The organism is Sphingomonas sp. PP-CE-1G-424, assembly GCF_004341085.1.
In the GTDB taxonomy this organism is placed as follows: domain Bacteria; phylum Pseudomonadota; class Alphaproteobacteria; order Sphingomonadales; family Sphingomonadaceae; genus Sphingomonas.
Map to the genome: position 1 here is coordinate 67487 of NZ_SLXW01000004.1, position 26223 is coordinate 93709.

General features: G+C 66.7%; 27 protein-coding genes. 15 read left to right on the forward strand and 12 right to left on the reverse strand.

The window, feature by feature from the left end:
- Positions 1 to 34 precede the first annotated feature (34 nt).
- Together C8J43_RS14440 and C8J43_RS14445 are read right to left on the reverse strand one after the other, a co-directional pair.
- Positions 35 to 841 carry an IclR family transcriptional regulator gene (locus C8J43_RS14440; RefSeq protein ID WP_121903687.1) on the reverse strand — a complete coding sequence of 269 codons (807 nt, stop codon included), beginning with the start codon at positions 839 to 841 and terminating at the stop codon, positions 35 to 37.
- Between the two features lie 104 nt (positions 842 to 945).
- Entirely contained in the window at positions 946 to 1959 is a 1014-nt protein-coding gene (locus C8J43_RS14445; RefSeq protein WP_133031537.1) for a zinc-binding alcohol dehydrogenase family protein, read from the reverse strand.
- Between the two features lie 182 nt (positions 1960 to 2141).
- Between C8J43_RS14445 and C8J43_RS14450 the strand changes: the two genes are divergently transcribed.
- From C8J43_RS14450 to C8J43_RS14490, 9 genes are all read left to right on the forward strand, one after another.
- Positions 2142 to 2486, forward strand: coding sequence for an L-rhamnose mutarotase (locus C8J43_RS14450; RefSeq protein ID WP_133031538.1), 345 nt, complete (start codon positions 2142 to 2144; stop codon positions 2484 to 2486).
- Between the two features lie 190 nt (positions 2487 to 2676).
- Positions 2677 to 3993 carry an L-fucose:H+ symporter permease gene (gene fucP / locus C8J43_RS14455; protein ID WP_243645588.1) on the forward strand — a complete coding sequence of 439 codons (1317 nt, stop codon included), beginning with the start codon at positions 2677 to 2679 and terminating at the stop codon, positions 3991 to 3993.
- Positions 3994 to 4006: 13 nt separating this feature from the next.
- The gene (locus C8J43_RS14460; protein WP_133031539.1) at positions 4007 to 4738 is read left to right on the forward strand and encodes an SDR family oxidoreductase; all 732 of its coding nucleotides are present in this window, start codon (positions 4007 to 4009) and stop codon (positions 4736 to 4738) included.
- A gap of 7 nt (positions 4739 to 4745) precedes the next feature.
- Positions 4746 to 5894, forward strand: a complete 1149-nt coding sequence (gene lldD / locus C8J43_RS14465; RefSeq protein ID WP_133031833.1) for an FMN-dependent L-lactate dehydrogenase LldD — start codon at positions 4746 to 4748, stop codon at positions 5892 to 5894.
- Positions 5891 to 6745 carry a fumarylacetoacetate hydrolase family protein gene (locus tag C8J43_RS14470; protein ID WP_133031540.1) on the forward strand — a complete coding sequence of 285 codons (855 nt, stop codon included), beginning with the start codon at positions 5891 to 5893 and terminating at the stop codon, positions 6743 to 6745. Before lldD ends, C8J43_RS14470 begins: the two co-directional genes overlap by 4 nt.
- 1 nt (position 6746) lies before the next feature.
- Complete coding sequence (locus C8J43_RS14475; protein ID WP_133031541.1) at positions 6747 to 7625, forward strand: amidohydrolase family protein; 879 nt, start codon at positions 6747 to 6749, stop codon at positions 7623 to 7625.
- Positions 7622 to 8656 (forward strand): aldo/keto reductase, encoded by a 1035-nt coding sequence (locus C8J43_RS14480; protein ID WP_133031542.1) that lies wholly within the window; start codon positions 7622 to 7624, stop codon positions 8654 to 8656. Before C8J43_RS14475 ends, C8J43_RS14480 begins: the two co-directional genes overlap by 4 nt.
- Complete coding sequence (locus C8J43_RS14485) at positions 8653 to 8952, forward strand: UxaA family hydrolase (RefSeq protein WP_133031543.1); 300 nt, start codon at positions 8653 to 8655, stop codon at positions 8950 to 8952. Before C8J43_RS14480 ends, C8J43_RS14485 begins: the two co-directional genes overlap by 4 nt.
- Before the next feature lie 71 nt (positions 8953 to 9023).
- Positions 9024 to 10211: a UxaA family hydrolase gene (locus tag C8J43_RS14490; RefSeq protein WP_207893425.1), complete on the forward strand. Its 1188-nt coding sequence runs from the start codon at positions 9024 to 9026 to the stop codon at positions 10209 to 10211.
- Position 10212: 1 nt separating this feature from the next.
- Here the strand turns inward: C8J43_RS14490 and C8J43_RS14495 are convergent, their stop codons facing one another.
- Positions 10213 to 11136 carry an ABC transporter ATP-binding protein gene (locus tag C8J43_RS14495; RefSeq protein WP_133031545.1) on the reverse strand — a complete coding sequence of 308 codons (924 nt, stop codon included), beginning with the start codon at positions 11134 to 11136 and terminating at the stop codon, positions 10213 to 10215.
- Positions 11137 to 11416: 280 nt separating this feature from the next.
- Here C8J43_RS14495 and C8J43_RS14500 point away from each other — a divergent pair, with 280 nt between their 5' ends.
- The gene (locus C8J43_RS14500) at positions 11417 to 11650 is read left to right on the forward strand and encodes a zinc-finger domain-containing protein (RefSeq protein WP_133031546.1); all 234 of its coding nucleotides are present in this window, start codon (positions 11417 to 11419) and stop codon (positions 11648 to 11650) included.
- 18 nt (positions 11651 to 11668) lie between these two features.
- Positions 11669 to 13096 (forward strand): metalloprotease TldD, encoded by a 1428-nt coding sequence (gene tldD / locus C8J43_RS14505; RefSeq protein ID WP_133031547.1) that lies wholly within the window; start codon positions 11669 to 11671, stop codon positions 13094 to 13096.
- Here the strand turns inward: tldD and C8J43_RS14510 are convergent.
- Both C8J43_RS14510 and C8J43_RS14515 read right to left on the reverse strand, forming a co-directional pair.
- Positions 13093 to 13383: a CcdB family protein gene (locus tag C8J43_RS14510; RefSeq protein WP_133031548.1), complete on the reverse strand. Its 291-nt coding sequence runs from the start codon at positions 13381 to 13383 to the stop codon at positions 13093 to 13095. The two genes, tldD and C8J43_RS14510, sit on opposite strands and share 4 nt — an antisense overlap.
- Complete coding sequence (locus tag C8J43_RS14515; RefSeq protein WP_133031549.1) at positions 13384 to 13629, reverse strand: type II toxin-antitoxin system CcdA family antitoxin; 246 nt, start codon at positions 13627 to 13629, stop codon at positions 13384 to 13386.
- Between the two features lie 49 nt (positions 13630 to 13678).
- On the opposite strand from C8J43_RS14515, the gene C8J43_RS14520 reads away from it, so the two are divergent.
- A complete protein-coding gene (locus tag C8J43_RS14520) occupies positions 13679 to 14239 on the forward strand; it encodes a pyridoxamine 5'-phosphate oxidase family protein (protein ID WP_133031550.1) in 561 nt (186 codons plus the stop codon).
- The gene (locus tag C8J43_RS14525; RefSeq protein ID WP_056057596.1) at positions 14236 to 14433 is read left to right on the forward strand and encodes a DUF2007 domain-containing protein; all 198 of its coding nucleotides are present in this window, start codon (positions 14236 to 14238) and stop codon (positions 14431 to 14433) included. Before C8J43_RS14520 ends, C8J43_RS14525 begins: the two co-directional genes overlap by 4 nt.
- Positions 14434 to 14644: 211 nt before the next feature.
- Here C8J43_RS14525 and C8J43_RS14530 read toward each other — a convergent pair whose 3' ends face one another.
- From C8J43_RS14530 to C8J43_RS14545, 4 genes are all read right to left on the reverse strand, one after another.
- Complete coding sequence (locus C8J43_RS14530) at positions 14645 to 15973, reverse strand: sorbosone dehydrogenase family protein (RefSeq protein ID WP_133031551.1); 1329 nt, start codon at positions 15971 to 15973, stop codon at positions 14645 to 14647.
- A 79-nt stretch (positions 15974 to 16052) separates the two neighbouring features.
- Positions 16053 to 16952 (reverse strand): hemolysin family protein, encoded by a 900-nt coding sequence (locus C8J43_RS14535; RefSeq protein ID WP_120299875.1) that lies wholly within the window; start codon positions 16950 to 16952, stop codon positions 16053 to 16055.
- A gap of 8 nt (positions 16953 to 16960) precedes the next feature.
- A complete protein-coding gene (ybeY, locus tag C8J43_RS14540) occupies positions 16961 to 17482 on the reverse strand; it encodes an rRNA maturation RNase YbeY (protein WP_133031552.1) in 522 nt (173 codons plus the stop codon).
- A gap of 71 nt (positions 17483 to 17553) precedes the next feature.
- Positions 17554 to 18444 (reverse strand): LysR family transcriptional regulator, encoded by an 891-nt coding sequence (locus C8J43_RS14545; protein WP_133031834.1) that lies wholly within the window; start codon positions 18442 to 18444, stop codon positions 17554 to 17556.
- A gap of 238 nt (positions 18445 to 18682) precedes the next feature.
- Between C8J43_RS14545 and C8J43_RS14550 the strand changes: the two genes are divergently transcribed.
- Both C8J43_RS14550 and wrbA read left to right on the forward strand, forming a co-directional pair.
- Positions 18683 to 19402, forward strand: coding sequence for a pirin family protein (locus tag C8J43_RS14550; RefSeq protein ID WP_133031553.1), 720 nt, complete (start codon positions 18683 to 18685; stop codon positions 19400 to 19402).
- 117 nt (positions 19403 to 19519) lie between these two features.
- Positions 19520 to 20122: an NAD(P)H:quinone oxidoreductase gene (wrbA, locus tag C8J43_RS14555; protein WP_133031554.1), complete on the forward strand. Its 603-nt coding sequence runs from the start codon at positions 19520 to 19522 to the stop codon at positions 20120 to 20122.
- Between the two features lie 169 nt (positions 20123 to 20291).
- Here wrbA and C8J43_RS14560 read toward each other — a convergent pair whose 3' ends face one another.
- The 3 genes from C8J43_RS14560 to C8J43_RS14570 form a co-directional block, all read right to left on the reverse strand.
- On the reverse strand, positions 20292 to 21296 hold the full coding sequence (locus C8J43_RS14560) for a PhoH family protein (protein WP_133031555.1): 1005 nt from the start codon (positions 21294 to 21296) through the stop codon (positions 20292 to 20294).
- Between the two features lie 403 nt (positions 21297 to 21699).
- The gene (gene miaB, locus C8J43_RS14565; RefSeq protein WP_133031556.1) at positions 21700 to 23028 is read right to left on the reverse strand and encodes a tRNA (N6-isopentenyl adenosine(37)-C2)-methylthiotransferase MiaB; all 1329 of its coding nucleotides are present in this window, start codon (positions 23026 to 23028) and stop codon (positions 21700 to 21702) included.
- Positions 23029 to 23232: 204 nt separating this feature from the next.
- Positions 23233 to 26154 (reverse strand): M16 family metallopeptidase, encoded by a 2922-nt coding sequence (locus tag C8J43_RS14570; RefSeq protein ID WP_133031557.1) that lies wholly within the window; start codon positions 26152 to 26154, stop codon positions 23233 to 23235.
- Positions 26155 to 26223: the final 69 nt, after the last annotated feature.

Below are 26223 nucleotides of genomic sequence, written 5' to 3' on the forward strand. Positions count from 1 at the left end.
GCCGACCCGGTTTTGCTACTGCCGGCGCGTCGCCTCAGGCGTCGCGCGGCGGCTGCCACCCCAATGCGACCGAGATGCGCTGGCCGGTCTGCTTGAGTTCGGCACACGCGTCTTCGATCGAGACGAGTTGCGAGCCGTCGAGCAACTCCAGGAACGGCACCGTCAGCGCCGCGAGCAGCTCGCCATCGAAGCCGAAGATCGGGCAGCTGATATCGGTCACGCCGCGCGTCACCGGGCTTTCGCGCAGACCGTGGCCCTGCGCGCGAACCTGCCGGAGCGTCTTGGCCAGGGCGGCGTGCCCGACCGGCTCCTTGCGCAGCGCGGAGGCGCGCGCGAGCAGTCGTTCGGCCGCATCCTCGGGCGTGAAGGCCAGGATGACGCTGCCCGAGCAACTGCGCACCAGATCGATCGACGCACCGACGCGCAGCGCGAAGCCGCGCACGCCGGGGTTTTCCTCGCGCGCGATGACGAGCCCTTCGGCGCGTTGCACCACGACGAGATGACAGGACTGGCCGATCGCGGCGGCGAGCATCTGCATCTCGGGCTGCGCGGTGACGACCAGCTTGCGCGCAGGTGTGGCGCGATAGGCGACGTCGAGGAACTTGTAGGTCACGGTGTAGCGATCGGTGACCTTCGATTTCTGCAGATAGCCGGCTTCTTCCATGACCACGACGATACGGAACAGCTCGCCGAGCGAGCGTTGCAGCGCGGTCGCCATCTCGCTCGCCAGCAGCCCCTGCGGGTTGTTGGCGAGAAGTTCGATGATCAGGAACGCCTTGTCGAGCGCGGGCGCATTGTAATTGCCCTTGCGCTGCGCCGCGTCCCCCTCCTGCTTCGCCATCGTTTCCTCGCCCCCCGTTCTGGCGTTGATGTCTAGCCGCAACCGCCCCGCCAAGGAAGCGCGCGGGCAGGGCGCGGTCTCCGGCTCTCAATCCATTCGGGAACTCAGATGGTGACGATCGCCTTCAACACATCCTCCTGTCGGGCGATCAGCGCCGGGATCGCGAGAGGCGAATCGTCGAGATCGACCCGGTCGGTCAGGAACCGGTCGGCCGGCACAGAGCCGTTGCGGATCGACGCGATGACATGGTCGAAATCCGCCGCGAGCGCGTTGCGGCTGGCGAGCAGGGTCGTCTCGCGCTTGTGGAATTCGGGGTCGGGGAAGACCAGATCGTCGAGGCACAGGCCCACCAGCACATAGGTGCCGGCGTTGGCGACGTTGAACAGGCCCGCCTTCATCGCCTGGCTGCTGCCCGTCGCGTCGAACACATAGTCGAACATCTCGCCGTCCGTTCGATCCGCCAGCGCGGCGGTCGCATCCGGGCCGGCAACGACGCCGTCATCGAAACCGAACCGCTCCGCTGCGGTCGCGAGACGCTTTGCGCTGCGATCCAGCAGCGTGACGGAGCCGGCGCCGGCGATCCGCGCGAACAGCGCGCAGCCGATGCCGATCGGTCCCGCCCCGGTGACCAGCACCCGCGTGCCCGGTTCGATCGCGGCACGGCGGACCGCGTGCGCGCCGATCGCGAGGAATTCGACCATCGCCGCCTGATCGACGGTGAGGCCCTCGGTCGTCACGATCGAACCGACCGGCACCGCGAGAAATTCGGTCATGCCGCCATCGGCGTGCACGCCGAGCACGCTGATCCGCGCGCAGCAATTGGGCCGCCCCCGCCGGCACGCGACGCAGGTGCCGCACGCGATGTAGGGATTGACCGTCACGATCTGGCCGAGTGTCAGCCCGCTGTCCGCAGGCGCCTCGATCACCTCGCCGGCGAGTTCGTGGCCGATCAGGCGGGGATAGGTGAAGAACGGCTGGCTGCCGTCGAAGATATGATAGTCGGTGCCACAGATCCCGACCCGCCGCATCCGCAGCAGTACCTGACCCTCCCCGCGCTGGGGCGCCGGCCGGTCTTCTATCCGCGCCGCGTTGGGCGCCGTGCAGACCAATGCCTTCATTGCTTCCTCCACTATGTCGTTCTGCGTCGCTGGGTCGTTCTGCGTCGCTGGTCGCGCGCCGAGGGCAGGGCGCCTGCTCCACAACGACCGGCTGATTGACGCAGAATGAGACCCGCCTATCATATGTGCAATCGAAATTCGAGTTTCCGGTTATAGTCGTCGCCGGAATTGAGGAGAGAAAAATGTCTCGTCGCGTGTGTTTCGCGCTCGATCTCGTCGATGATGCGGATCTGATCGCCGACTATGAGCGGGCGCATGCGCCGGGCGCGGTCTGGCCCGAGGTGACGCGGGGTATCCGCGACAAGGGTTTCACCGACATGGAAATATGGCGTGTCGGCGATCGTCTGGTGATGATCGCGCAGGTGTCCGACGACTGGCCACGCGACCTCGATGCCGAGGGAAGGGCGATCGATGCGCGCTGGGAGGCGGCGATGGATCGCTTCCAACGCCCGCTGTCGTGCGCCGGTGACGGGGAAAAATGGGTCCCGATGCGCCGCATATATTCGCTTGGCGACCAAGCCGGCTAGCGGGCGCCGTCGACGGGATCCGCGCATCCCGTGGGCGTGGTCTCCGGGGAAGAGGTTGCCAAAGGCGAGGCGCTCGGTTAGCTCTCGCTCGTGAAAATATGATCTCGCATGTGTGGGGACAGTCGTTTGCTGTCACACGTTTATCGATGGCCTGACGCGGCGTCGCAACGATCGAGACTGGAGAGACAGGATGGCCTTGCCGCCGATGATCGATGCTCACTCCGCGGATCCTCACCACGCCCCGCGGTCGACGGGCGGCGCGGACGGCGGGCGCTATGTCGCGGCGCTCGTCATCACCGTTGCGCTGTTCTTCCTGTGGGGGATGGCGAACAACCTGAACGACATCCTGATCGCGCAGTTCCGCAAGGCGTTCGCGCTGTCGGACTTCGGCACCAGCTTCGTCCAGCAGGTCTTTTATTTCGGCTATTTCGTCGTCGCGATCCCGGCGTCGTCGGTGATGCGGCGCTTCGGCTACAAGACCGCGATCGTCACCGGGCTGACGCTGTACGGGTGCGGCGCGTTGCTGTTCTATCCCGCCGCTGTCGCCGGCATGTACCAGCTGTTCCTGCTCGCGTTGTTCGTGATCGCCTGCGGCCTCGCGTTCCTCGAAACCTCGGCCAACCCGCTGATGACCGAACTGGGCGATCCGCGCACCGCGACGCGGCGGCTCAACTGGGCGCAGGCGGCCAACCCGCTCGGCGCGATCACCGGGATTCTGGTCGGGCGCAATTTCATCCTGTCGGGGATCGAGCATAACGAGCGCAGCCTCGCCGCGATGAGCGACGCGGCGCGCGACGCGTTTTACCGCGCCGAAGTGCAGGCGGTGGTGATGCCCTATGTCGCGATCGCGGTGGTCGTGCTGCTGTTCGCAGTCGCCGCCGCGCTGGTGCCGTTCCCACGTGGCAGCGTCGAGCATGATGCGGGCCCGACGGGTCGCTTCACCGACGTGTTCTGCCGCCCGCAGCTGATCGCCGCGGTCGTCGCGCAGTTCTTCTATGTCGGCGCGCAGGTCGGCCTGTGGAGCTATACGATCCGCTATGCGCAGGCGAACGCAGGGATGGGCGAACGTGCCGGTGCCGATGCACTGTTCGTGTCGCTGGTGCTATTCGCGGCCGGGCGCTTCGTCGGCACTGCACTGATGGCGCGGCTCGCGCCGGTCGTGTTGCTCGCGATCTTCTCGGCGATCTCGCTGCTGCTGGCGGTGTTCGCAGGCGTCGTCGGCGGCACGATCGGCCTGTACGCGATGGTCGCCGCCAGCCTGTTCATGTCGATCCAGTTCCCGACGATCTTCGCGCTAGGCGTCGAGGGTCTGGGGCCGCTGCGCAAGGCGGGATCGTCGTTGATCATCATGGCGATCATCGGCGGCGCGGCGCTGACCGCGCTGATGGGCTGGGTCTCGGATCGCGCCGGCATCACGCATGCGATGCTGGTGCCGGCCGCCTGTTTCGCAGGCGTATTCGCCTTTGCACTGTACGCCCGCGGCACGACCGCGCGGGCATCGATCTGAAAGGAAAGACGACGTGGATAGACTGAAGGGCAAGCGCGCGATCGTGACCGGCGCCGGCCAGGGTATCGGGCGCGCCGCGGCCGAACTGTTCGCCGCAGAGGGCGCCGAGGTGCTCGCGCTCGATCGCAATGCGGCGGCATTGGCGGATCTCGCCGGATGCACCACGCATGTCATCGACCTGACCGATCGCGCCGCGATCCGCGCGTTTGCGGAAAGCGCCGGCGGGGTCGACGTGCTGTTCAACTGCGCGGGCTATGTCGATGCAGGCGTGCTGCTGGAGACCGCCGACGCGGGCTACGACCTGTCGTTCGACCTCAACGTCCACGCGATCACGCACATGCTGACCGCGCTGCTGCCGGCGATGATCGCGCGTGGCGGCGGCTCGATCGTCAACATGTCGTCGGTCGCCGGCGCGGTGATCGGCGTCGGCAATCGCTACGCCTATTGCGCGTCGAAGGCCGCGGTGGCCGGGATCACCCGCTCGGTCGCGCTCGATTATGTCGGCAAGGGTATCCGCTGCAACGCGATCTGCCCGGGCACGGTGCAGTCGCCGTCGCTGGACGAGCGGCTGGCGGCGACCGGCGACGAGGCGGCGGCGCGCGCCGCGTTCGTCGCGCGCCAGCCGATGGGCCGGCTTGGCAAGGCCGACGAGGTCGCGGCGCTCGCGCTGTATCTCGCATCGGACGAGAGCGCCTACACCACCGGGCAGTTGCACGTGATCGACGGCGGCTGGTGCATGGCGTGATGCGATGGTGACGATCGCCTCGACCCTCGATTTCCAGCGTGCGGCAAAGGCACGGCTGCCGCGCTTCCTGTTCGATTATGCGGACGGCGGCGCGTATGCCGAGCAGACGCTGCGGCGTAACACCGCGGATCTCGCCGACATCGCGTTGCGCCAGCGGGTGTTGCAGGACGTCGCGACGATCGATCTGTCGACCACCTTGTTCGGCCGGCAGATGCCGCTGCCCGTGGCGCTCGCACCGATCGGGATCGGCGGCATGTATCGCCGTCGCGGCGAGACACAGGCGGCGCGCGCCGCCAACGCGCGCGGCCTGCCGTTCACGCTCTCGACCGTCGGGTTGTGCGGGATCGACGAGGTCCGCCGCGCGACCGACGGACCGTTGTGGTTCCAACTCTACGTCCTGCGCGACCGTGGTTTCATGCGCGAGCTGATCGCGAACGCCAAGGCGGCAGGCGCGGAGGCGCTGGTGTTCACGGTCGACATGCCGGTACCGGGCGCCCGCTACCGCGACGCGCATTCGGGCATGTCCGGCCCGCGCGCGCCGTTGCGCCGAATGCTGCAGGCGATCGGCCGGCCTAGCTGGGCGTGGGATGTCGGTCTGCGCGGGCGGCCGCATCGGCTTGGCAATCTGGAGCCGGTGCTCGGCAAGGCCAGCGGCATGAACGATTACATGGGCTGGCTCGGCGCCAATTTCGATCCGTCGATCCAGTGGCGCGATCTCGACTGGATCCGTGCCGCGTGGGACGGCCCGCTGATCATCAAGGGTATCCTCGACCCCGACGACGCGCGCGCCGCCGCCGATGTCGGTGCGGACGGGATCGTCGTCTCCAACCACGGCGGCCGCCAGCTCGACGGCGTGCTGTCGACCGCGCGCGCGCTGCCGGCGATCGCCGATGCGGTCGGCGACCGGCTGACCGTGCTGGCGGATTCGGGCGTGCGCTCGGGTCTCGACGTCGTGCGGATGCTCGCGCTGGGCGCACACGGCGTCCTGCTCGGGCGCGCGTGGCTCTATGCGCTGGCCGCGCGCGGCGAGGCGGGCGTGACCCAACTGCTCGACCTGATCGAAAAGGAAATGCGCGTCGCGATGACGCTCACCGGCGTCAACACGATCGCCAAGATCGATCGCTCCATTCTGGTGTCTGCAAAGGATAATCTATGAAACTCTGTCGCTATGGTACGCCCGGAAACGAACAGCCGGGCCTGATCGATGCCGACGGCCGCCTCCGCGCGCTGACCGGCCACGCCGACATCGCCGCGGAAACGCTGTCGCCTGAATCGCTGGCAAAGCTCGCCGCGATCGATCCCGCGACGCTGCCACTGGTCGAGGGCGAGCAGCGCTACGGGGTGCCCGTATCGGGCACGCGCAAATTCATCGCGATCGGGCTGAACTATGCCGATCACGCCGCCGAATCGAACCTGCCGATCCCGGCAGAGCCGGTCGTCTTCAACAAATGGGTCAGCTGTCTGCAGGGCGCGAACGACCCCGTCGTCATCCCGCGCGACTCTAAGAAGACCGACTGGGAAGTCGAACTGGGCATCGTCATCGGCACCCGCGCCGAATACGTCGAAACCGCCGATGCACTCGCGCATGTCGCGGGCTACCTCGTGGTCAACGACGTCTCCGAGCGGCATTGGCAGATCGAGCGCGGCGCGACCTGGGACAAGGGCAAGGGCTTCCCGACCTTTGGCCCGGTCGGCCCGTGGCTCGTCACCGCCGACGAGGTGGGCGATCCGCAGAACCTGTCGATGTGGCTCGACGTCAACGGCAAGCGGATGCAGGACGGCAGCACGAAGACGATGATCTTCTCGGTCGCCGAGATCGTCGCCTATTGCTCGCAGTTCATGACGCTGGAGCCCGGCGACATCATCACCACCGGCACGCCGCCGGGCGTCGGCATGGGCCAGAAGCCCGAGCCCCGGTATCTCAAGGCGGGCGACGTCGTCACGCTCGGCATCGAGAAACTCGGTGAGCAGCGCCAGGATTTCGTCGCCTGGCAGCCGCGCCGCTAGGATGGCCCGACCGCCGTTCGTCGATGCGCATCTGCACCTCTGGGACAGGGATGGCCTGCGCTATCCCTGGCTCGACGAGCCGGACACCGCGCCGATCGCCGCCACCTATACGGTCGCGCACCATCGCACGGCGGCGGCGGCGTGGAACCTGGTCGGCGCGGTGCACATCGACGCCGGTGCGCACCGCGACGACGGCGAGCGTGAGACCGACTGGCTCAACGCGGTCGCCGACACGCACGGCCTGCCCGATGCGATCATCGCGCGCGTCGAACTCGACGATCCCGACGTCGAGGCGCTGCTCGCCCGGCAAGCTGCGCGACCACGCGTCCGCGGCATCCGCCACCTCGTCAACTGGCATCCCGATGCCGTGCGGCAAGCCTATCCGCGCGACCTGACGATCGATCCGGCATGGCGACGCGGCTTTGGCCTGCTCGCCGATCACGCGCTCAGCTATGATTTTCACGGCTTCCCCGCGCAGCTTGCCGGGCTGGTCGAAATCGCCGCGCTCCACCCGAGCGTTTCCGTCATCGTCAATCATCTCGGGCTGCCGATCCCCGGCGACGGGCTCGACCAATGGCGCGCCGGAGTGACCGCGCTGGCGGCGATGCCGCAGGTGTCGATCAAGCTGTCGGGGGCCGGCTTCATCCACGCGCCGTTCGACCCCGCCGCCTTTGCCGACATCGTCGCGGAGGTGATCGAGCTGTTCGGCACCCGCCGCGTGATGGTCGCCACCAATTTTCCCACCGACCGCCTGTTCGCGACGCTGGACGAGACGCTCGGCGCCTATGAGGCTCTGCTCGCCAACCGCAGCGACGACGAGCGCGCGGACCTGTGGGGCCGCAACGCCAACCGCATCTATCGACTGGACCTGGACCTTTGACGCCTATTCCCCATCGGCCGATCGGCCGCACCGCGCTTTCGGTGCCCGAACTCGGCTTCGGTGCCGCCTCGCTCGGCAATCTCTACGCGCCGGTCGCCGACGCCGATGCGCGCGCCGCGGTCGATGCCGCGCTCGCTGCGGGGCTGCGCTATGTCGACACCGCGCCGCATTACGGCCGCGGGCTGTCCGAACGGCGCGTCGGCGATGCGCTGCGGTTGCAGCCGGATACCGTCGTCTCGACCAAGGTCGGCCGGTTGATGGACCCCGATGCCTCGATCACCGATGATCGCGAACGCGACGGCTTCCGCTCGCCGATGCCGTTCCGGATGCGCTACGACTACACGCACGACGGCATCCTGCGCAGCCACGAGCACAGCCTGCAGCGGTTGGGCGTGGCGAAGATAGACCTGCTCTATGTCCACGACATCGGTCGCTACACGCACGGCGAGGCCGCGGACGGTTACTGGCAGCAGCTGACTAGCGGCGGCGGATTGAAGGCACTCGAGCGGTTGCGCGACGACGGCACGATCACGGGCTTCGGCATCGGCGTCAACGAGATCCAGGTCTGCCTCGACGTGATGGCCGAGGCACGGCTCGACGCGATCCTGCTCGCCGGGCGCTATACATTGCTCGAACAAGATGCGCTCGACGCGCTGTTCCCGGCTTGCGCCGCGGCGGGCACGTCGATCGTGATCGGCGGTCCGTACAACAGCGGCATCCTCGCGACCGGCACGCGGCGCGGCGGCACGATCCACTATGACTACGGACCCGCGCCCGACCACGTCCTGGCACGCGTACGCGGAATCGAGGCGATCGCCGATCGCCACGCCGTCGCTCTGCCTGCCGCAGCGCTCGCGTTCGTGCTCGCGCATCCTCTCGTGGCCAGCGTCATTCCGGGCATCGGCAGCGCGGCGCGCGTGGCGCAGACGGTCGACCTGTATCACGCGGCGATCCCGCTCGCATTCTGGGAAGACTTGCGCGCCGAAGGGCTGCTGCGCGGCGATGCGCCCGTGCCGGAGTTGGCGGCATGACCGCTGCCGCCATCCGCCTGTCCCCCAGCGACAATGTCGCGGTAGCCTGCCGCAACCTGGTCCCCGGCGAGACGATCGTGGTCGAGGGCACCACGCTGGCGATCACCGAAAAGGTCGATCTCGGTCATAAGATCGCAGTCTCGTCCTTGAAAATGCGAGACAAGATCGTCAAATATGGCATGCCGATCGGATCGGCGACGACGGACGTGCCCGCGGGCGGCTGGGTGCACATGCACAACATGCAAAGCGACTATATCCCCGCGCACCTGCGTGACGCGGCAGGAGATCATTCATGAACGACGCTGTTCAGACCATTGGAGCCCAGAAAATTGGGGCCCAGAACGACGGGACCCAGAACGACAAGACGATGACCGGCTGGCTGCGCGCCGATGGCCGCAAGGGCATCCGCGATGCCATCGTGGTCGTGTATCTGGTCGAATGCGCGCACCACGTCGCGCGCCGGATCGTCGACAAGATCGACGATCCGCGCGTCCAGCTGATCGGCTTTCCCGGCTGCTATCCCAACGACTACGCGCTGGCGATGATGAAGGCGCTGACCACGCACCCCAATGTCGGCGGAGTCGTGCTGCTGTCGCTCGGCTGCGAAAGCTTCAACCGCGAACTGCTCGGCGCGAACGCACGGGAGCAGGGCCGCCCGGTCGAAACCGTGGTGATCCAGCAGGTCGGCGGTACCGGCCCGGCGATCGCGGCGGGCATGGCGGCGGTCGAACGCGTCCGTGCCGAAGCCGACGCACGCGCGCGTCGCGTGCCGATGGCGATGTCCGAGCTGGTGTTCGGCACGATCTGTGGCGGGTCTGACGGGACCAGCGGAATCACCGGCAATCCGGCGGTCGGCCGAGCCTTCGATACGCTGATCGACGCGGGTGCGGCGTGCATCTTCGAGGAAACCGGCGAGATGATCGGCTGCGAAGGCCATATGGCGAGCCGCGCCGCGACACCCGAAGTGGCGGACGCGCTGATCGCGTCGGTCCACAAGGCCGAGATCTATTACCGCGCGATGGGCTATGGCAGCTTTGCACCCGGCAACGCCGAGGGTGGCTTGTCGAGCCAGGAGGAGAAATCCGCCGGCGCTTATGCCAAGTCGGGCAGCCGCGCGATCGATGGCGTGATCGATCCCGCCGAACTGGTGCCGGGGCCGGGCCTCTATCTGCTCGACGTCGTGCCACCGGGCGATCCGAAGTTCGGCTTCCCCAACATCGTCGACAATGCCGAGATCGGCGAACTGATGGCGAGCGGCGCGCATATCAACCTGTTCGTCACCGGCCGCGGCTCGGTGGTCGGCTCGGCGATCTCGCCGGTGGTGAAGATCTGCGCCAATCCCGACACCTATCGGCGGATGGCCGACGACATGGACGTCGACGCCGGTCGCATCCTCGAGGGGCGCGGTACGCTGGACGAAGTCGGCGCCGAGATCGTCGACCTGATCATCGGCATCGCGAACGGCGCGCAGACCAAGTCCGAAGAACTGGGCCATTCCGAATTCATCCTGACGTACAAGGCGTCGGGACCGGCTCGCCCCGCGGTCTGTCACTAAGTCAGGCGTTGGCGGCGCGCGTCAGGCTGAGGAAGACGTCCTCGAGATCGGGTTCCTTGGTCGAGACGTCGACGATCCCGAAGCCGACGGACTGGACTGCGGCCAGGACTTCGCCGGCGTTCACGCGGTCCTTCTTGTAAGTGATCTCCAGCGTCCGCGTGCCTTTCAGCGCGATCTTCTGGAAGCAGGCGTTGGCGGGGATGTCGGTGACGTCGCGGTCGACCGTGACCGCGACGATCTTCTCCTGCGCCTTGCCGACCAGTTCGCGCGTCGGTTCGTTCGCGATCAGCCGACCGTTGTTGATGATCGCGATCCGGTCGCAGAGTTCCTCGGCTTCCTCGAGGTAATGCGTGGTGAGGACCACTGTCACGCCGGCCTGGTTGAGGCCGCGGACATAGGTCCAGAGCTGCTGGCGCAGTTCGATATCGACGCCTGCGGTCGGCTCGTCGAGGACGAGGACGGGCGGCGAGTGGACCATCGCTTTCGCCACCATCAACCGCCGCTTCATCCCGCCCGACAGCGTGCGGGCGTAAGCATGCGCCTTGTCCTCGAGATGAACCGCACGGAGCAGTTCCATGGTGCGGCGCTTCGCCTTGGGGACGCCGTAGAGGCCGGCCTGGATCTCCAGCGTCTCGAACGGCGAGAAGAAGGGGTCGAACAGGATCTCCTGGTTGACGATGCCGATCGACGCCTTGGCGTTGCGCGGGTGCTCGTCGATGTCGAACCCCCAGATCGCCGCGCTACCGTCGGTCTTGTTGACGAGCCCGGCGAGGATGTTGATCAGCGTGGACTTGCCTGCGCCGTTGGGGCCGAGCAGCCCGAAAATCTGCCCACGCGGCACGTCGAACGTCACGCCGTCCAAGGCACGCTTGCCACCAGCGTAGGTTTTGCAAAGGTTCGAGATTGCGATCGCAGCTTCGGTCATGGCTGCGGCATAGCGGGGGCCGCAAGGCGGGTCATCCCCTGATGCTGCAAGAAGATGTGTTCACGCGAAGGCGCAAAGGCGCGAAGGATCCGGCGCGCAGACGATCGGTCGCCAGACGAAACGAACTGCGCCGCCATACGCGATTGAAAAGTCGCCGTGCGACAAGCGCAACATCTTCGCGCCTTTGCGCCTTCGCGTGAACCATCTTCTGTCGCAGGGGCAACGGACGCGGGTGGAAGAAGCAATTGCCCGGCCGGCGTGCGCTTGCTATCGCCCCCTCATGCATCCGCCGCTCGAAACCACCCGCGTCACTCACGCCCGCGTCGCCTGCGACGGCGCCACCGACATCCCCGGCGGCGCAGCGCTCGGCCACCCACGCGTCTGGTTGCAGATCGACGAGACCGGCTATGTCGATTGCGGCTATTGCGACCGTCGCTTCATCCTGGTCGGCGGCTCCGCCGATGGCGTGGACCAGTCGACTTTGCGCGATCACGGGGATGGCGCAGGGCGCTAAGCCGCTTATATCTATCGGATGACGATAGCAGCAGACCCCCGTTCGTTCCTCTACCGCGATACCCTGGACCCCGAACAGGCGCAGGCGCTGACCGCCAAGGCGCTGGGCAAGGCCGATGACGGCGAACTGTATCTCCAGTACCGCAAAGCCGAGGCGTTCGGGTTCGACGACGGTCGGCTAAAGACCGCATCCTATGACACGAGCTCGGGCTTCGGCCTGCGCGCGGTGTCGGGCGAGACGACCGCGTTCGCGCATTCAAACGAGATGACCCCCGCCGCGATCCGTCGCGCGGCCGAGACGATGGCGCTGATCGAACCCGGCGTCGCCGGGAAGGCTGGTCCGCCGCAGGGCACCAACCAGCGCCGCTACACCGCTGCCGATCCCCTCGACCTCGTCCCGTTCGCGGACAAGGTGAATTTGTGCCAGACAATCGACGCTGCGGCGCGTGCACGTGATCCTCGCGTCGCGCAGGTATCGGTTAGCCTGTCCGGGACATGGTCGGTGGTCGAGATCGTCCGTGCGGACGGCTTCGTCGCGACCGATGTGCGGCCATTGGTGCGCCTCAACATCTCGATCGTCGCCGAGCAGAACGGGCGTCGCGAGACGGGGAGCTACGGGATCGGCGGCCGCTATCTCTACAATGACCTGTTCGAGCCCGCGACGTACAACCGCGCGATCGACGAGGCGTTGTCGCAGGCGTTGGTGAACCTCGACTCGATCGCCGCTCCTGCGGGCGAGATGACGGTGTTGCTCGGCAATGGCTGGCCTGGCATCCTGCTGCACGAGGCGATCGGTCACGGGCTCGAGGGCGACTTCAACCGCAAGGGTACGTCAGCATTCTCCGGCCGGATCGGCGAGCGCGTTGCGGCCGAAGGCGTAACCGTCGTCGATGATGGCTCGCTTCAGGACCGCCGCGGGTCGCTGACGATCGACGACGAGGGCACGCCGACGCGCGAGACCGTGCTGATCGAGGACGGCATCCTCAAGGGCTATATGCAGGACCGCCTCAACGCACGGCTGATGGGCGTCGAGGCGACCGGCAACGGCCGCCGCGAAAGCTACGCGCACGCACCGATGCCGCGGATGACCAACACGTTCATGAAGGCGGGCAACGACGATCCGGCCGAGCTTCTGTCGCGCGTGAAGAAGGGCATCTTCGCCAAGGCGTTCGGCGGCGGCCAGGTCGATATCGTGTCCGGAAAATTCGTGTTCAGCTGCACCGAGGCCTATCTGATCGAGGACGGCAAGCTCGGTGCCCCGATCAAGGGCGCGACGCTGATCGGCGACGGGCCGAGTTCGCTGACCAAGGTCCGCGGGATCGGCAACGACTTCGCACTCGACGAGGGTATCGGGATCTGCGGCAAGGGCGGACAGTCCGTGCCGGCGGGCGTTGGCCAGCCGACGTTGCTGGTCGATGGGCTTACGGTTGGCGGGACGGCGGCCTAAAACCCGGAGATCAACATATCGAGCGCAGCCTTGATCTCGAACTGCGCTGCGTCGAGTGTCGTGACGGTATCTTCGATATCGCGGACATCGATCGCCCGCGCTAACGGCGTGATCATGGTCAGTGCCGTGCCGTCGATAACGAAGGTCGGCGTCAGCCTCTTGAGTGCGACGGTGTCGATCGGGCGAAGCGGCACTACGAAGCGGGTCGGCAAATCGGTCAGAAGATCAGACTGGCAATCGATCACCAGCACGTTGCCGCGAACGCGGTAGACATCGAACTGTGCCAATCAGAGCGACCGCAAATGAGCGAGCGGATCGCCGTTCTTTTCGTACCAGTGGTTCCAGCCCTCTATCGCCTCGCGATTTTCTTCCTTCCAGCGCCGCTCCTGTTCGACCTTCGTCGCGTGCCTGATAGCATGTTCGCTGATCTGGGAGAGGTTGAGCCCTGCCTCCCGTGCCGCCGCTACGATGCCGGTATCGAGCGACAAATTGACCGATTTGCGCTTGCCGGTTGCGACGGGATCATGTTTCATGGGCATAGAGTATGCGCGTCGATGATGCGCGTCAATTCGGAGCCGAACGATGGACTTCTTCCCCGCGCTTACCGACGATCACCGCGCGTTCGTGATGCGGCAACCGGTATTCTTCGTTGCCACCGCCGCGGAAGGCGCGCGGATCAATCTCAGTCCCAAGGGCATGGACAGCTTTCGTGTGCTCGATCCGAAAACGGTCGCGTATCTCGACGTCGGTGGGTCGGGGAACGAGACGAACGCGCATCTGGGTGCCGATGGTCGCATCACGATCATGTTCTGCGCGTTCGACCAGCCCGCGTTGATCTTCCGCATTTATGGCAAAGGGCGCGCGGTGCTGCCGCAGGACGAGGGCTGGGCTGACCTCTACGCGCAGTTCACGCCGTTGCCGGGAACGCGGCAGATCTTCGTGATCGCGGTCGACGAGGTGCAGACGAGTTGCGGGTGGGGCGTGCCGTTCATGACGCTGGAACGCGAACGGCAAACGCTGTCGAAGTATCACGCGAAGCAGACCGAGGCCCAGCGGATCGACGAACTGGCGGGACCGACCGAGAGCATCGACGGGTTGCCGGTTCGGCTCGGCACCGTTCTGCCGGATCGCGTCGGCGCATGAGCTTGGTCGAACTGGGGCGGTACGGCCGGAACGAGGCGCATATCATCGTCGGGCGGCTGGAGAGCGAAGGCATCCCCGCGATCGCGTTCGATGGTGGGATGTCGATCATGGAGGGCAGCTGGCTGCTGATCCCGGTTCGCGTGATGGTCGACGAGGATGACCTCGACGAGGCGAGGGGGATCTTGGCGGGGTGAGCAGGTGCGTTAGGCGCTGACAGAAAGCCGCCTAAGCCCCCGGATCGTCATTCCCGCGCAGGCGGGAACCCATACTGGCAATGCTCGCGAGTCAATCGACAAGCCTTGAGCATATGGGTCCCCGCCTCCGCGGGGATGACGAAAAGTTGGGATCGCCCGCGCCAATTACCAGCGTATTGGAGGGCGGAGTCTTGACCACCCTCCGCCAAGATCAGCCCCCAGCGCTAACCCGCCAGATCGCGTTGCCGACGTCGTCCGCGACCAGCAGCCCACCGGTCTTGTCGGTGATGACGCCGACCGGGCGGCCCTGCGCGTCGCCGTCCTTGTTCAGGAACCCGCCGAGCACATCGACCGGCTTCGCGTTCGCCGCCGGGAAGCCGGTGTCGCCGAAGGGCACGTAGACGACCTTGTAGCCCGACACCGGCTTGCGGTTCCACGAGCCGTGCTCGCCGATGAACGCGCCGTTGGCGAACTTCGCGCCAAGTTTTGCGTCCGCGGAGAAGGTCAGGCCGAGCGCGGCGACGTGTGGTCCGAGTGCGTAGTCGGGGCGCTTGGCGTATTGTTGGAGCGCGGGGTTCTTCGGTTCGACGCGGGTGTCGGGATAGCCGCCCCAATAATACCAGGGCCAGCCGAAATGATCGCCGAACTCGACCTGCGTCAGGTAATCCGGCGCCAGGTCGGAGCCGAGCATGTCGCGCTCGTTGACGACCGTCCATAGGCCGCCCGACTTGGGGTTGATCGCCATGCCGTTGGGGTTGCGCAGACCGGCGGCGTAGATCCGCCAGTTCTTGTCCTTCGGCCAGACCTGCAGGATATTCGCGCGGTATTTCTCGGCGTCCATGCCGTTCTCGGCGATGTTCGACGACGAGCCGACGCCGACGTACAGCGTCTTGCCGTCGGCGGCGGCGATGACGTTGCGCGCCCAGTGATTGCCGCCGGGGTTGAGCTTGATGACGAGCTCGGGCTTGGCGGTAATCTTGGTCGCGCCATCGGTGTACGGCACGCGGACGAGCGCGTCGGTGTTGCCGATGTAGAGCTGGCCATCGAGCAATGTCATGCCGAACGGCGAGTTGAGACCGGTCATGAACACCGACTTGGTCTCAGCCACGCCGTCGCCGTTCGCGTCGCGCAGCAGCGTGATGCGGTTGGCCGACGGCACGCCGGCGCCGGCGCGGCCCATCAGCACCTTCATCACCCAGCCGGTGATCCCGCCGCCTTCGCGTGGGGGCGAGTTCGTCTCGGCGACTAGTACGTCGCCGTTGGGGAGGCGGTACATCCAGCGTGGGTGATCGAGCCCGGTCGCGAACGGCTGGACCTTCAGCCCGGCGGCAGGCGTCGGCATCGCGCCGTTCTGCCAGCCGACGACCTTGGCGACCTTGACGGTCGGGATCGTCTGGATGCGGGGATCGGTGATCTTGGGCAGCTTGCCGGCGACTTGGTCGACCGACAATTCCGCCGTGTCGGGCCAGGCGAGATAGGTGACGCCCGCGGCGATCACCAGCAGGATCAGCCCAAGGACGATGAGGATGTGTTTGCGCATGAAGGGAAGTTAGAACGGAGGCAGGGCCGGGGCAATGGATCATGGGTAAAAGGCCCGTCGATCCATTGCAGAGGCTGTATCAGTCGTCGTCCTCGACCGGCACCACCGGCGGATGCAGGCGCAATCGGTTGATACGGCGTTCGTCGGCGTCGATAATCTCGAGCTTCCAGCCGCTTGGATGATCGACGCATTCGCCGATCTGCGGGACATGCCCCGCCAGCAAGGCCGCCAGCCCGCCCAGCGTGTCGATATCGCCGTCGACCTCCGCCAGACGTGGATCGATCAGTTCGGCGGCATCCTCCAGTTCAGCGCGTGCGTCGGCATCCCAGGCGCCGCCTTCGATCGGCGTCATCAGCACTTGGGGCGCCTCGTCATGCTCGTCCTCGACCTCGCCGACGATCTCTTCGATCAGGTCCTCGAATGTCACCAGACCCTCAGTGCCCGAATATTCGTCGAGCACGATCGTCAGATGTACGTGCTTCTGGCGCATGTCGGCGAGCAGATCGAGCGCACCGCGCGACATCGGCGCGTAGAGCGGCTCGCGGATCAGCCCGGCGATCGACGTCGGATGCTCGGCACCGGTCGCGAGGATGTTGAAGACATCCTTGATGTGGACCATGCCGATGATCGTATCGAGGTTGTCGCGGTAGACCGGCAGGCGGCTATGGCCGGCTTCGGCGAACAGCTTGACGAGATCGGCGAACGGCGTGTCCTCCTCGACCGCGATGATGTCCGCGCGGGGCACGCCGACGTCGCCCGCATCGCGCTCGCTGAAGTGGAGCAGGTTGCGGACCATCTGGCGCTCGAGCGGGGTCAGATCGCCCTTCGCATCGGGGGCGGGATCGCCCTCGTGCCGGTCGATCGCATCCTCGAGCTGGTCGCGAAGGGATTCGTCTTGAGCACCGAAGATCAGGCCCTTGAGCCCGCGCCAGATACTGTCGCTACTATCGCCGTTACCGGCATTGGGGCCATCGGCCATCGTGGTCGTCAGTCCTCTGTTATCAAGTAAGGATCGTGGAGACCGAGCGCCGCGAGCGCATCGCGCTCGATCTGCTCCATGCCCTCGGCCTCGTCGTCGTCGATATGGTCATAGCCTAGCAGATGCAGCGTGCCGTGCACCATCAGATGCATCGCGTGATCCTCGACCGAAATCCCGCGCTCGGCCGCTTCCGCGACGCAGACGCCGTGCGCGAGGATGATGTCGCCGAGCAGCACTTCGCCATCGTCCGAATTCTGGCTCACCGTGGCAAGCAGGTCGGGCTGGACCATCGGGAAGGACAGGACGTTGGTCGGCTTGTCCTTCTGGCGGTACTGCTTGTTAAGGGTGTGGACCTCGTCATCCGAGGCGAGCCGGATCGAGATCTCGACCGTGGCTGCGCTGGTCAGCAGTTCGCCATGCGGAGTCCGCTCGATCGCCGCCATCGCCGCACGCAAGGCGAGCGCCTCCCAATCATACCCGGGGCCCTGGCCCGGCCAGGGGGCGTCAGAAGAAAGTGCGATTTCGAGCATGCAGGCCTTTCGGGCGAAAGCGTCAGGACGAAAGCACTACCCGCGAACGGAAGTTCCACGCCAGCGCATTTCTATCGATCGCGCAGGCGACTGCCTAGGAAGTCGATCAGTGCCTCGACCCGGGCCGGCCTCAACGGGCTGGGCGGAGTCAGCAGATGAAGGCCGATCGGCGCGGGTGCCCAATCGTCGAGGATCGTCACCAGCGCGCCGGTCGCGAGATGCGCATTGACGATGAAGTCGGGCAGCCGCGCGATGCCGAGGCCGGCGATCAACGAGGGAATGATTGCTTCGCCGCTGTTCGCGGTAAGCTGCCCCTGCGTGCGTACCGAGACGTCCGCGCCGTCGGGCCCGTGAAAGCGCCAGGGCCCGACGACATTGGAATAGCCGAACAGTTTATGCTCGCCGAGTTGCGCCGGATGCGTCGGCGTTCCGTGCGCCGCCAGATAACGCGGTGCAGCGACGAGATGCGCCTGGATCGTGCACAGGCGGCGCGCGCGCAGCGAACTGTCGGGCAGCTCGGCGATCCGCAACGCGACGTCGAACCCCTCCGCGACGATATCGACGCGCGCGTCGGACAGATGCAGGTCGACCTCGATCCCGGGGTGCGCGGCGAGAAATTCGGCGAGCAACGGCGCGACGTTGGTGATGCCGAAGCTCATCGGCGCGGCCAGGCGGACGCGGCCGGTATGCGCGCTGGCGGCGTCGTGCGCGGACTCTTCGGCGGCCCGCGCTTCGCCGAGGATACGTGCGGCATGCTCGGCGAGCGGTTTGCCCGCCTCGGTCAGCGCGAGCCGCCGCGAGGTGCGGTGGAACAGCGACTGGCCGAGATGCGCTTCGAGCCGCGTGATCGCCTTCGACACCGTCGCCTTGCTGAGCCCGACCGCGTCGGCGGCGGCGCTGAACGAACGATGCTCCACCACACTGGCGAAGATCGCCCAGGCTTCGAGATCGGGCAGGCGCATGAGGAGCTCCGAGAACATCAGAAATATACCACCCCGGCGAAGGCCGGGGCCCAATTGGGAGGCATCGATAACGAAGCGCAGTCCTTCGTTATGTCGACCTTGCCGATTGGGCCCCGGCCTTCGCCGGGGTGGTGGATCAGCTTGTCAGCACGCTAGCACCGAAACGATCGGTTTCCACCGTTTCTATTTACGCGGCGATCCCCGCGCCTATCTTGGGATCAACCAGTGGAGACATCTCATGACGACCACGACGCTCAGCAAAGTAGACCGCCGCGCCTTCGACAGCCTCGGCCATGCCGATCATGGCTGGCTGAACGCGCGCCACCATTTCTCGTTCGCCAGCTATTACGATCCCGCGCGGATGGGCTGGGGCGCGATCCGGGTGTGGAACGACGATCAGATCGCCGCCAATTCGGGCTTCCCGCCGCATCCGCACCAGGACATGGAGATCATCACCTACGTCCGCAGCGGCGCGATCACGCATCAGGATTCGCTCGGCAACAAGGGCCGTACCGAGGCAGGCGACGTGCAGGTGATGAGCGCTGGCACCGGCGTCCGCCACGCCGAGTATAATCTCGAGCCCGAGACGACCACGATCTTCCAGATCTGGATCGAGCCGTCGCGCAAGGGCGGCGCGCCGAGCTGGGGCGCCAAGCCGTTCCCCAAGGGCGAGCGCTCGGGCCAGTTCGTGACGCTGGCGAGCGGGTTCGAGGGTGATGCCGACGCGTTGCCGATCCGCGCGAATGCCCGCGTGCTGGCCGCGACGCTCAAGGCCGGCGACAGTGTCGACTATGCGATCGGCGAAGGTCGCCACGTGTATCTGGTGCCTGCGACCGGTGCGATCACGATCGGCGACGACGCCTTTGCCGCGCGCGACGGAGCGGCGCTGTCGGGCGGCCAGACGGTGACGATCACGGCACAGGACGACGCCGAGATCGTTCTCGTAGACTCGGAATAATACTCCCCTCCCGCCTGCGGGAGGGGTTGGGGGAGGGGCTTCTTGCCTCGACCCCGCCCGGAACTTCCCTCCCCTAACCCCTCCCGCAGGCGGGAGGGGAACTCGAAGGAAACGCATATGACCAAGGTTCTCGTGCTCTATTACTCGTCCTACGGCCACATCGAGCAGATGGCCGACGCCGTCGCCGAGGGCGCGCGGGCCGGTGGCGCCGACGTCGATATCCGCCGCGTCGCAGAGACCGCACCGCAGGCCGTCATCGAAGCCGCACACTTCAAGACCGATACCGCGCACGCCGAGATCGAAGGCCCCGCCGCGCTCGAACACTATGACGCGATCATCGTCGGCGCGCCGACCCGATTCGGCCGGATGCCCGCGCAGATGGCGCAGTTCTGGGACACGACCGGCGGCCAGTGGTTCTCGGGCGCCTTGGTCGGCAAGGTCGGCGGTGCCTTCACCTCGACCGCGAGCCAGCATGGCGGCCAGGAGACGACCTTGTTCTCGATCATCACCAACCTGTTGCATCACGGCATGACGATCGTCGGGCTCGACTATGGCTTCCAGGCGCAGATGGGCGTCGACGCAGTCAAGGGCGGCTCGCCCTACGGCGCGACGACGATCTCGGACGGCGACGGCAGCCGCATGCCGAGCACCGCGGAGCTCGACGGCGCCCGTTATCAGGGCAAGCGTATCGCCGAGACCGCAGCGAAGCTGAAGGGCTGAACCGCGTAGGGAATACCCACGCTCCTACTCCTCCGTCATGCCGGGCTTGTTCCGGCATCCACCGTTCCGCAAAATCGACAGAGATGATTTCGCGGAACCATGGACCCCGGAACGAGCCCGGGGTGACGGAGTAGTTTGGACATGCCCCGGTCTCTACCCCGGTCTCTAATCAGTCGTCCTTGCCCTCGTAAGCCTCGACGACGCGCCCGACGATCGGATGGCGGACCACGTCGCCAACGGTGAAGCGGCACATCGAGATGCTCTCGAGCCCTTCCAGTCGCCGCACCGCATCGCCCAATCCCGACGCCGCGACTCCGCCCGGAATATCCACCTGCTTCGGATCGCCGCAGATCACCATCCGGCTGTTCTGGCCGAAACGGGTCAGGAACATCTTCATCTGCGCGGGCGTGGTGTTCTGCGCTTCGTCGAGGATCACGAACGCATCTGCCAGCGTCCGCCCACGCATGAACGCGATCGGTGCGACCTCGATTTCGCCGCTCGCGATCCGGCGTTCGACCTGCTCGGCGGGGAGGCAATCGTACAGCGCATCGTACAGCGGGCGAAGATACGGATCGACCTTCTCCTTCATGTCGCCGGGCAGGAACCCGAGCCGCTCGCCCGCCTCGACCGCGGGGCGCGACAGGATCAGCCGCTGGACGCTGCCGGTGATGAGCTGCTGTACCGCCTGCGCGACGGCGACATAGGTCTTGCCCGTCCCTGCCGGCCCGAGCGCGAAGATCATGTCGTTGTTGGCGAGTTCGCGCATGTAGTGTGCCTGCGCTGGCGTGCGCGGTACGATCGTCTTCTTGCGCGTGCGGATCATGATCGGCGGCGCGCCACCGCCGCCCGCATCGGCGCGGATGATGCCCTCGAGCACGGGCTCGTCCGCCATCGCGATCGACGCGTCGACGAGACCGGTATCGACATCCTCGCCGCGTTGGATCCGGGCGTAGAGATCGTGGAGCACGTCGCGCGCCTTGGCGACCTGTTCGGCGGTGCCCTCCAGGCCGATCTTGTTCCCTCGTGCGGTGATGTAGACGCCGAGGCGATTTTCGAGCGCTACCAGGTTCTGGTCGTACTGGCCGAACAGCCGGACGAGCAATTGGGGCTTGTCGAACAACAGCTCGACTCGGGCGCGGTCACCGGACTGGGCGGGAACGGGTTTACGGCTCATACGGTCCTTTCAGGGTGTCAAAGGTTACGCCTGGAAGCGTCGAACCGTAACCTTTGAAAGGAAGATGAGCATCGCGGGCGACGCGTTCAAGCCGCGCCGGAGCGCTGGCTGAGAGATGATTCGAGTCGCGTGGGCGAAGCTGCATCGGGGGCGAGTGTGACAGGCGATCCGTATGTAGGACAGCGAAATCGCGGGGGTTCGCGCGGACGTTCGGTACGATCTTTACCGGGGCCGACAGGCCCCGATCAAAAGTCGGATATCAGCACACAATCGTTCCCGTCATCCTGACGAAAGTCAGGATCCAGAGCCGCACGGAGCGTACTCGGTTACCCTGGATCCTGACTGTCGTCAGGATGACGGACCGTAGGAAGGGGCGCGTGGACGATGGCCAGCCGTCCCGTCGTTACGCCGCCTCGCGCACGCGCTCCACGCCGGTCAGCGAATTAGGGCCGGCAGCGGCCAGCGTCACCTCGACCAGATCGCCGATCGCATGGTCGCCGATCAGGTGGACCGATTGCAGCCACGGCGACTTGCCGATCAGCTGTCCCGGCAGTTTCCCCGTACGCTCCAGCAGGACCGAGCACGTACGCCCGACAGTGGCGGCATTGAAGGCGTGCTGGTCGCGGTTGAGCGCCGCCTGGAGACGCTGGAGGCGCTCGTCCATCACGTCCTCAGAGACCTGCTCGACGATCGACGCCGCCGGCGTGCCGGGGCGGGGGCTGTATTTGAAGCTGTACGCCTGCGCATAGCCGACCGCGTCGACCAGGCTCAGCGTGTCCTCGAACTCGGCGTCGGTCTCGCCGGGGAAACCGACGATGAAGTCGCCCGAGAGCGCAATGTCGGGGCGGACTTCGCGGACCCGGTCGAGCAGGCGGAGATAAGAGTCGCGCGTGTGCGACCGGTTCATCGCCTTCAGCACGCGGTCGCTGCCGGACTGCACGGGCAGATGGAGGAACGGCATCAGGCTCTCGATATCGCGGTGCGCGTCGATCAGGCCCTGCGTCATGTCGTTGGGGTGGCTGGTGGTGTAGCGGATGCGCGCGAGGCCGGGGATGCGGTCGAGGTCGCGGATCAGGTCGTGCAGCCCGCGCTCGTTCTCGCTCCACGCGTTGACGTTCTGGCCGAGCAGCGTGATCTCGCGCGCACCGGCGTCGACCAGCGCCTTCGCCTCGTCGACGATCGCGGCGAACGGCCGGCTGATCTCCGCGCCTCTCGTGTAGGGCACGACGCAATAGGTGCAGAATTTGTCGCACCCTTCCTGCACGGTGAGGAACGCCGAGGGCGCGACCTTCCGCCGCGCCGGCAGCGCGCCGAACTTCGACAGCAGCGGCATGTCGGTGTCGAGCGACGGCGTGCCCGCGGCGGCCTTGGCGACGAGGTCGGGCAAGTTGTGATAGGCTTGCGGGCCGACGACGATATCGACCTTGGCGCGGGTGAATATCTCCTCGCCCTCGGCCTGCGCGACACAGCCGGCGACCGCGATCATCGGCGTCTTGCCGGACTTGCGGCGCTGGTCCTTCCGCAGCCGGCCGATATCCGAATAGACCTTTTCGGTGGCGCGTTCGCGGATGTGGCAGGTGTTGAGGACGACGACGTCGGCATCGACCGCGTCGGCCTGCGTCAGGCCCTGCGCGGCCATCAATTCGGCCATACGCTCGCCGTCATAGACGTTCATCTGGCAGCCGAACGACTTGACGTGAAAGGTTTTGGGGAAGGTTTCGGGAGGGGACATGCCGAGCCCCTACCAAATTTGCGCGCAAGTGGGGAGGGGGCTCTCTAACCCTCCCCCCTCGGGGAGAGGGAGGGGCCCGCCCGCTCTTGCGGGTGGGAGGGTGAGGGGTGTGAGGCTCCGGACCGTTCGTCCCAAAGCCCCTCACCCTTCCGTCGCCAAGCGGCTCCTCCCTCCCTCTCCCCGTTGGGGAGAGGGACTAGGCGTTCACTTCTTCGCTGGAACCGCAGCCGGCACGACCGCCATCGTCCAGTCCTTCTCCGGCCGCAGGTATTTCGCCGCCGTCGCCTGCAACTCCACCGGCGTGGTGGCGACCAAGTCCGAAGCGATCCGCTGCGTCGCCGCGATCCGGCGCGGATCGAACGTCGCCCCGCCGAGCTGCTGCAACCAGAACTGGTTCCCCGTCGAGGCGCGCAGGATATACTGCCCCATCGGCGTCTTGATCCGGTCCAGCTCGTCCGCCGCGATCGGCGTCGACACCAGTTCCGCCGCGATCTGTCGTGCGATCTGGAAGAAGAACGACACCTTGTCCGGCGCCACCTGACCGATCGCGACCATCCGCCCGCCGGTGGTCATGCCCACCGGCCACTGGCTCGACACGTTGGGGCTGTAGCTCGCCCCCGCCGCCTGCCGCAGCCGCTCGAACAGCCGATCGCTGAACACCTGCGCCAGCACGTCGAGACGCCGTGCCTCGACGATGTTGTCGATCCCGCCGCCGGTCGGCCACGCGATCACCGCCGCCGCCTGGTTCTCGGGGCCGGTATGCGCGCGCATCACCGGCGCCGCGTTATGCGCGGGGAAGCCGACCGGCGCCCCGACCGTCGACACCGCGGTCCGCGGCGCCATCGCCCCGAACGACTTCGCCACCGCCGCGATCGCCTCCTCGGTCTTCACGTCGCCGAAGATCGAGACCTCGATCGGCCCGGTCTTCAGGATCGGCTCCCAGAACGCGCGGAAGTCCTTCGCATTGAGCGCTTCGACCGTCGCCTTCGACGGCGTCCCCCAACGCGGATCGCCCGCGCGGAGCAGGCCCTCGAGGTCGCGCGACAACACGCCGTCGGGCGACGAATCATAGCCTGCAAACCCGGCCAGCGCAGCAACACGCGCCCGCGCGACCGGTGCCGGATCCCAGGCCGGGAACGTCAGTTTCGCAGCCATCAGCCGCAACTGATCCGCGTAATCCGCGGGCGACGTGATCGCATTCAGTGTGAACGCATCGTCGTCGATCCCGAAGTCGAGACCGATCCGCCGCCCCGCGGTAAGCTGATCGAGATCGCCCTGATCGAGCTTGCCGATACCCCCCGCGACCAAGGCGAGATCGCCCGCCCAGGCCGGCGTCGGCCGGTTCGACGGGATCGCGGTATAGCCGCCGCCGAACCGCACGCGCACATAGACGCGCCCGGTCTCGCCCGAGTTGGGGAACAGCAGCACGCGCGTCCCGTTGGCGAAGTTCACCTGCTCCATGTCGAAGGAGGCGATCTTCTCGCGGCTGGCGACGACGCCCGGCCTGCCGAGCGACGGCAGCTTCGAGAAGTCGACCGCGGCCTGCGCGCGGCGCTTGCCGGCAAGACCCGACACGTCCGCCTTCAACGCGGTCGCCAGCTTCGTCGCGGCGCCGGCATCGGGCGTCTGCGTATTGACGAGCGCGCGCGTGATGCCTTCGAAGATCGCCTTGCTCGATGCGAGCAGCGTGGCGGGCGTGAACATGCCCTTCGCCTTGGCGTCCTGCAGAATTTTGTACGACGTCTCGGGCCCCGCGACCGTCTCGCGAATGTCGAGCGCACTGGCCATGTCGTCGGCCTGCTTCGATCCCGCCTCGACCTTGGCGGTCTCGACGCTGGTCCGCATGATCGTGTCGAAATCGGCGTATTCGCGATCGACTTCGGCCTGGCTCGGCGCGTTGGTCTGCGCGTCGGCGATCACCGCGCGCACGTCCTTCAACGCCGCTTCCCAGTCGGTCCCGATCGGTACGATGTTGACGCTCGTCAGGTTCGCCGAGCGCGACACGTCGTCGATCGACACGCCCGCCTGGAGGAAGCTGCCGCCGGCGCGCGCGCGCGTTTCAAGGCGGCGGCTGATCAGCCGCGTCGCGAGCACGTCGACCAGCCGCTTCTGGTTCATGATCGCGGTGTCGTCCTTGTACTCCCAGGGGCGGACGACGCCGAGCGTGACCACCGCCGGGATGGCCGGCTCGGCGATCGACGCGGCGACCGGCGCTTTGGAATCGGGCTTGCCGAAGCTGGGCGCAGGCGTGAACGGGTCGGTACGCTTCCAGTCCGCGAAGTTCTTGACGATCAGCCGTCCGAACAGCGCCGGATCCATGTCGCCCGAGATGATGACGACGGTGTTCTCGGGCCGATACCAGCGATCGTGGAACGCCTTCACGGTGGCGCCGGTCGCCGCCTCCAGCGTCTTGATATTGCCGATCGGCGAGCGATCCGCGAGCGGCTGCCCGGCGAAGAACGTCGCGCGGATCGCATCGCCGAACCGCACCTGCGGCCCCGGCTGCTCGCGCTGTTCCGCCAGCACGACCGGCCGCTCGGCGGTCACCGACGCATCGGTGATCGTCGGCTTCTCCATCATGCCCGACATGATCTTCAGGCTCTCGTCGAGCCCTGTTTCGGTCGCCGAGGGCAGGTCGAGCTTGAAGGTGGTCGAGGTCGGCGTAGTCTGCGCGTTGGTGTCCGAGCCGAAGGTCGCGCCGAACCGCTGCCAGACGCGCTTCGCCTCGCCGTCCGGCACGTATTCGGAGCCGCGGAAGGTCAGATGCTCGATGAAATGCGCGAACCCGCGTTCGCTGTCGGTCTCGTTGAGCGACCCCGCATCGATCCGCACGCGCACCGATACCTGGCCGGGCGGCACGCCGTTCTTGCGCACCGCAAAGCGCATGCCGTTGGGCAGCGTGCCGAACTTCCATTCGGGATCGCGGGTGAGATCGCTGCCCTTGTAGAGCCACGCGGTCGTGTCGATCCCGGTCAGTTCGGGAAGCGTCGGCGCTTCCTTGCCACCCTCTGTAGCGGGCGTGGAGGTGGCCTGCGGCGTCGCCATCTGCCCGCTCGCCGGGATGGCGAGGCCGAGCATGAGGGGAAGCAGGATGGGAGCGCGGTACAGGCGCGGAAAGGATAGCATCGTGCATCTCTAGCGCCCCCGCGCGCGCATCGCCAGCGCCGCGCCTTGGATCGCCGGCGCCAGCCTCAG

Excerpts from the sequence above, each read along its gene's own strand:
- C8J43_RS14440 (WP_121903687.1), bottom strand. The coding sequence starts at position 841 with ATGGCGAAGCAGGAGGGGGACGCGGCGCAGCGCAAGGGCAATTACAAT.
- C8J43_RS14445 (WP_133031537.1), bottom strand. The coding sequence starts at position 1,959 with ATGAAGGCATTGGTCTGCACGGCGCCCAACGCGGCGCGGATAGAAGAC.
- C8J43_RS14450 (WP_133031538.1), top strand. The coding sequence starts at position 2,142 with ATGTCTCGTCGCGTGTGTTTCGCGCTCGATCTCGTCGATGATGCGGAT.
- fucP (WP_243645588.1), top strand. The coding sequence starts at position 2,677 with ATGGCCTTGCCGCCGATGATCGATGCTCACTCCGCGGATCCTCACCAC.
- C8J43_RS14470 (WP_133031540.1), top strand. The coding sequence starts at position 5,891 with ATGAAACTCTGTCGCTATGGTACGCCCGGAAACGAACAGCCGGGCCTG.
- C8J43_RS14475 (WP_133031541.1), top strand. The coding sequence starts at position 6,747 with ATGGCCCGACCGCCGTTCGTCGATGCGCATCTGCACCTCTGGGACAGG.
- C8J43_RS14485 (WP_133031543.1), top strand. The coding sequence starts at position 8,653 with ATGACCGCTGCCGCCATCCGCCTGTCCCCCAGCGACAATGTCGCGGTA.
- C8J43_RS14490 (WP_207893425.1), top strand. The coding sequence starts at position 9,024 with ATGACCGGCTGGCTGCGCGCCGATGGCCGCAAGGGCATCCGCGATGCC.
- C8J43_RS14495 (WP_133031545.1), bottom strand. The coding sequence starts at position 11,136 with ATGACCGAAGCTGCGATCGCAATCTCGAACCTTTGCAAAACCTACGCT.
- C8J43_RS14500 (WP_133031546.1), top strand. The coding sequence starts at position 11,417 with ATGCATCCGCCGCTCGAAACCACCCGCGTCACTCACGCCCGCGTCGCC.
- tldD (WP_133031547.1), top strand. The coding sequence starts at position 11,669 with ATGACGATAGCAGCAGACCCCCGTTCGTTCCTCTACCGCGATACCCTG.
- C8J43_RS14515 (WP_133031549.1), bottom strand. The coding sequence starts at position 13,629 with ATGAAACATGATCCCGTCGCAACCGGCAAGCGCAAATCGGTCAATTTG.
- C8J43_RS14520 (WP_133031550.1), top strand. The coding sequence starts at position 13,679 with ATGGACTTCTTCCCCGCGCTTACCGACGATCACCGCGCGTTCGTGATG.
- C8J43_RS14525 (WP_056057596.1), top strand. The coding sequence starts at position 14,236 with ATGAGCTTGGTCGAACTGGGGCGGTACGGCCGGAACGAGGCGCATATC.
- C8J43_RS14530 (WP_133031551.1), bottom strand. The coding sequence starts at position 15,973 with ATGCGCAAACACATCCTCATCGTCCTTGGGCTGATCCTGCTGGTGATC.
- C8J43_RS14535 (WP_120299875.1), bottom strand. The coding sequence starts at position 16,952 with ATGGCCGATGGCCCCAATGCCGGTAACGGCGATAGTAGCGACAGTATC.
- ybeY (WP_133031552.1), bottom strand. The coding sequence starts at position 17,482 with ATGCTCGAAATCGCACTTTCTTCTGACGCCCCCTGGCCGGGCCAGGGC.
- C8J43_RS14545 (WP_133031834.1), bottom strand. The coding sequence starts at position 18,444 with ATGCGCCTGCCCGATCTCGAAGCCTGGGCGATCTTCGCCAGTGTGGTG.
- C8J43_RS14550 (WP_133031553.1), top strand. The coding sequence starts at position 18,683 with ATGACGACCACGACGCTCAGCAAAGTAGACCGCCGCGCCTTCGACAGC.
- wrbA (WP_133031554.1), top strand. The coding sequence starts at position 19,520 with ATGACCAAGGTTCTCGTGCTCTATTACTCGTCCTACGGCCACATCGAG.
- C8J43_RS14560 (WP_133031555.1), bottom strand. The coding sequence starts at position 21,296 with ATGAGCCGTAAACCCGTTCCCGCCCAGTCCGGTGACCGCGCCCGAGTC.
- miaB (WP_133031556.1), bottom strand. The coding sequence starts at position 23,028 with ATGTCCCCTCCCGAAACCTTCCCCAAAACCTTTCACGTCAAGTCGTTC.
- C8J43_RS14570 (WP_133031557.1), bottom strand. The coding sequence starts at position 26,154 with ATGCTATCCTTTCCGCGCCTGTACCGCGCTCCCATCCTGCTTCCCCTC.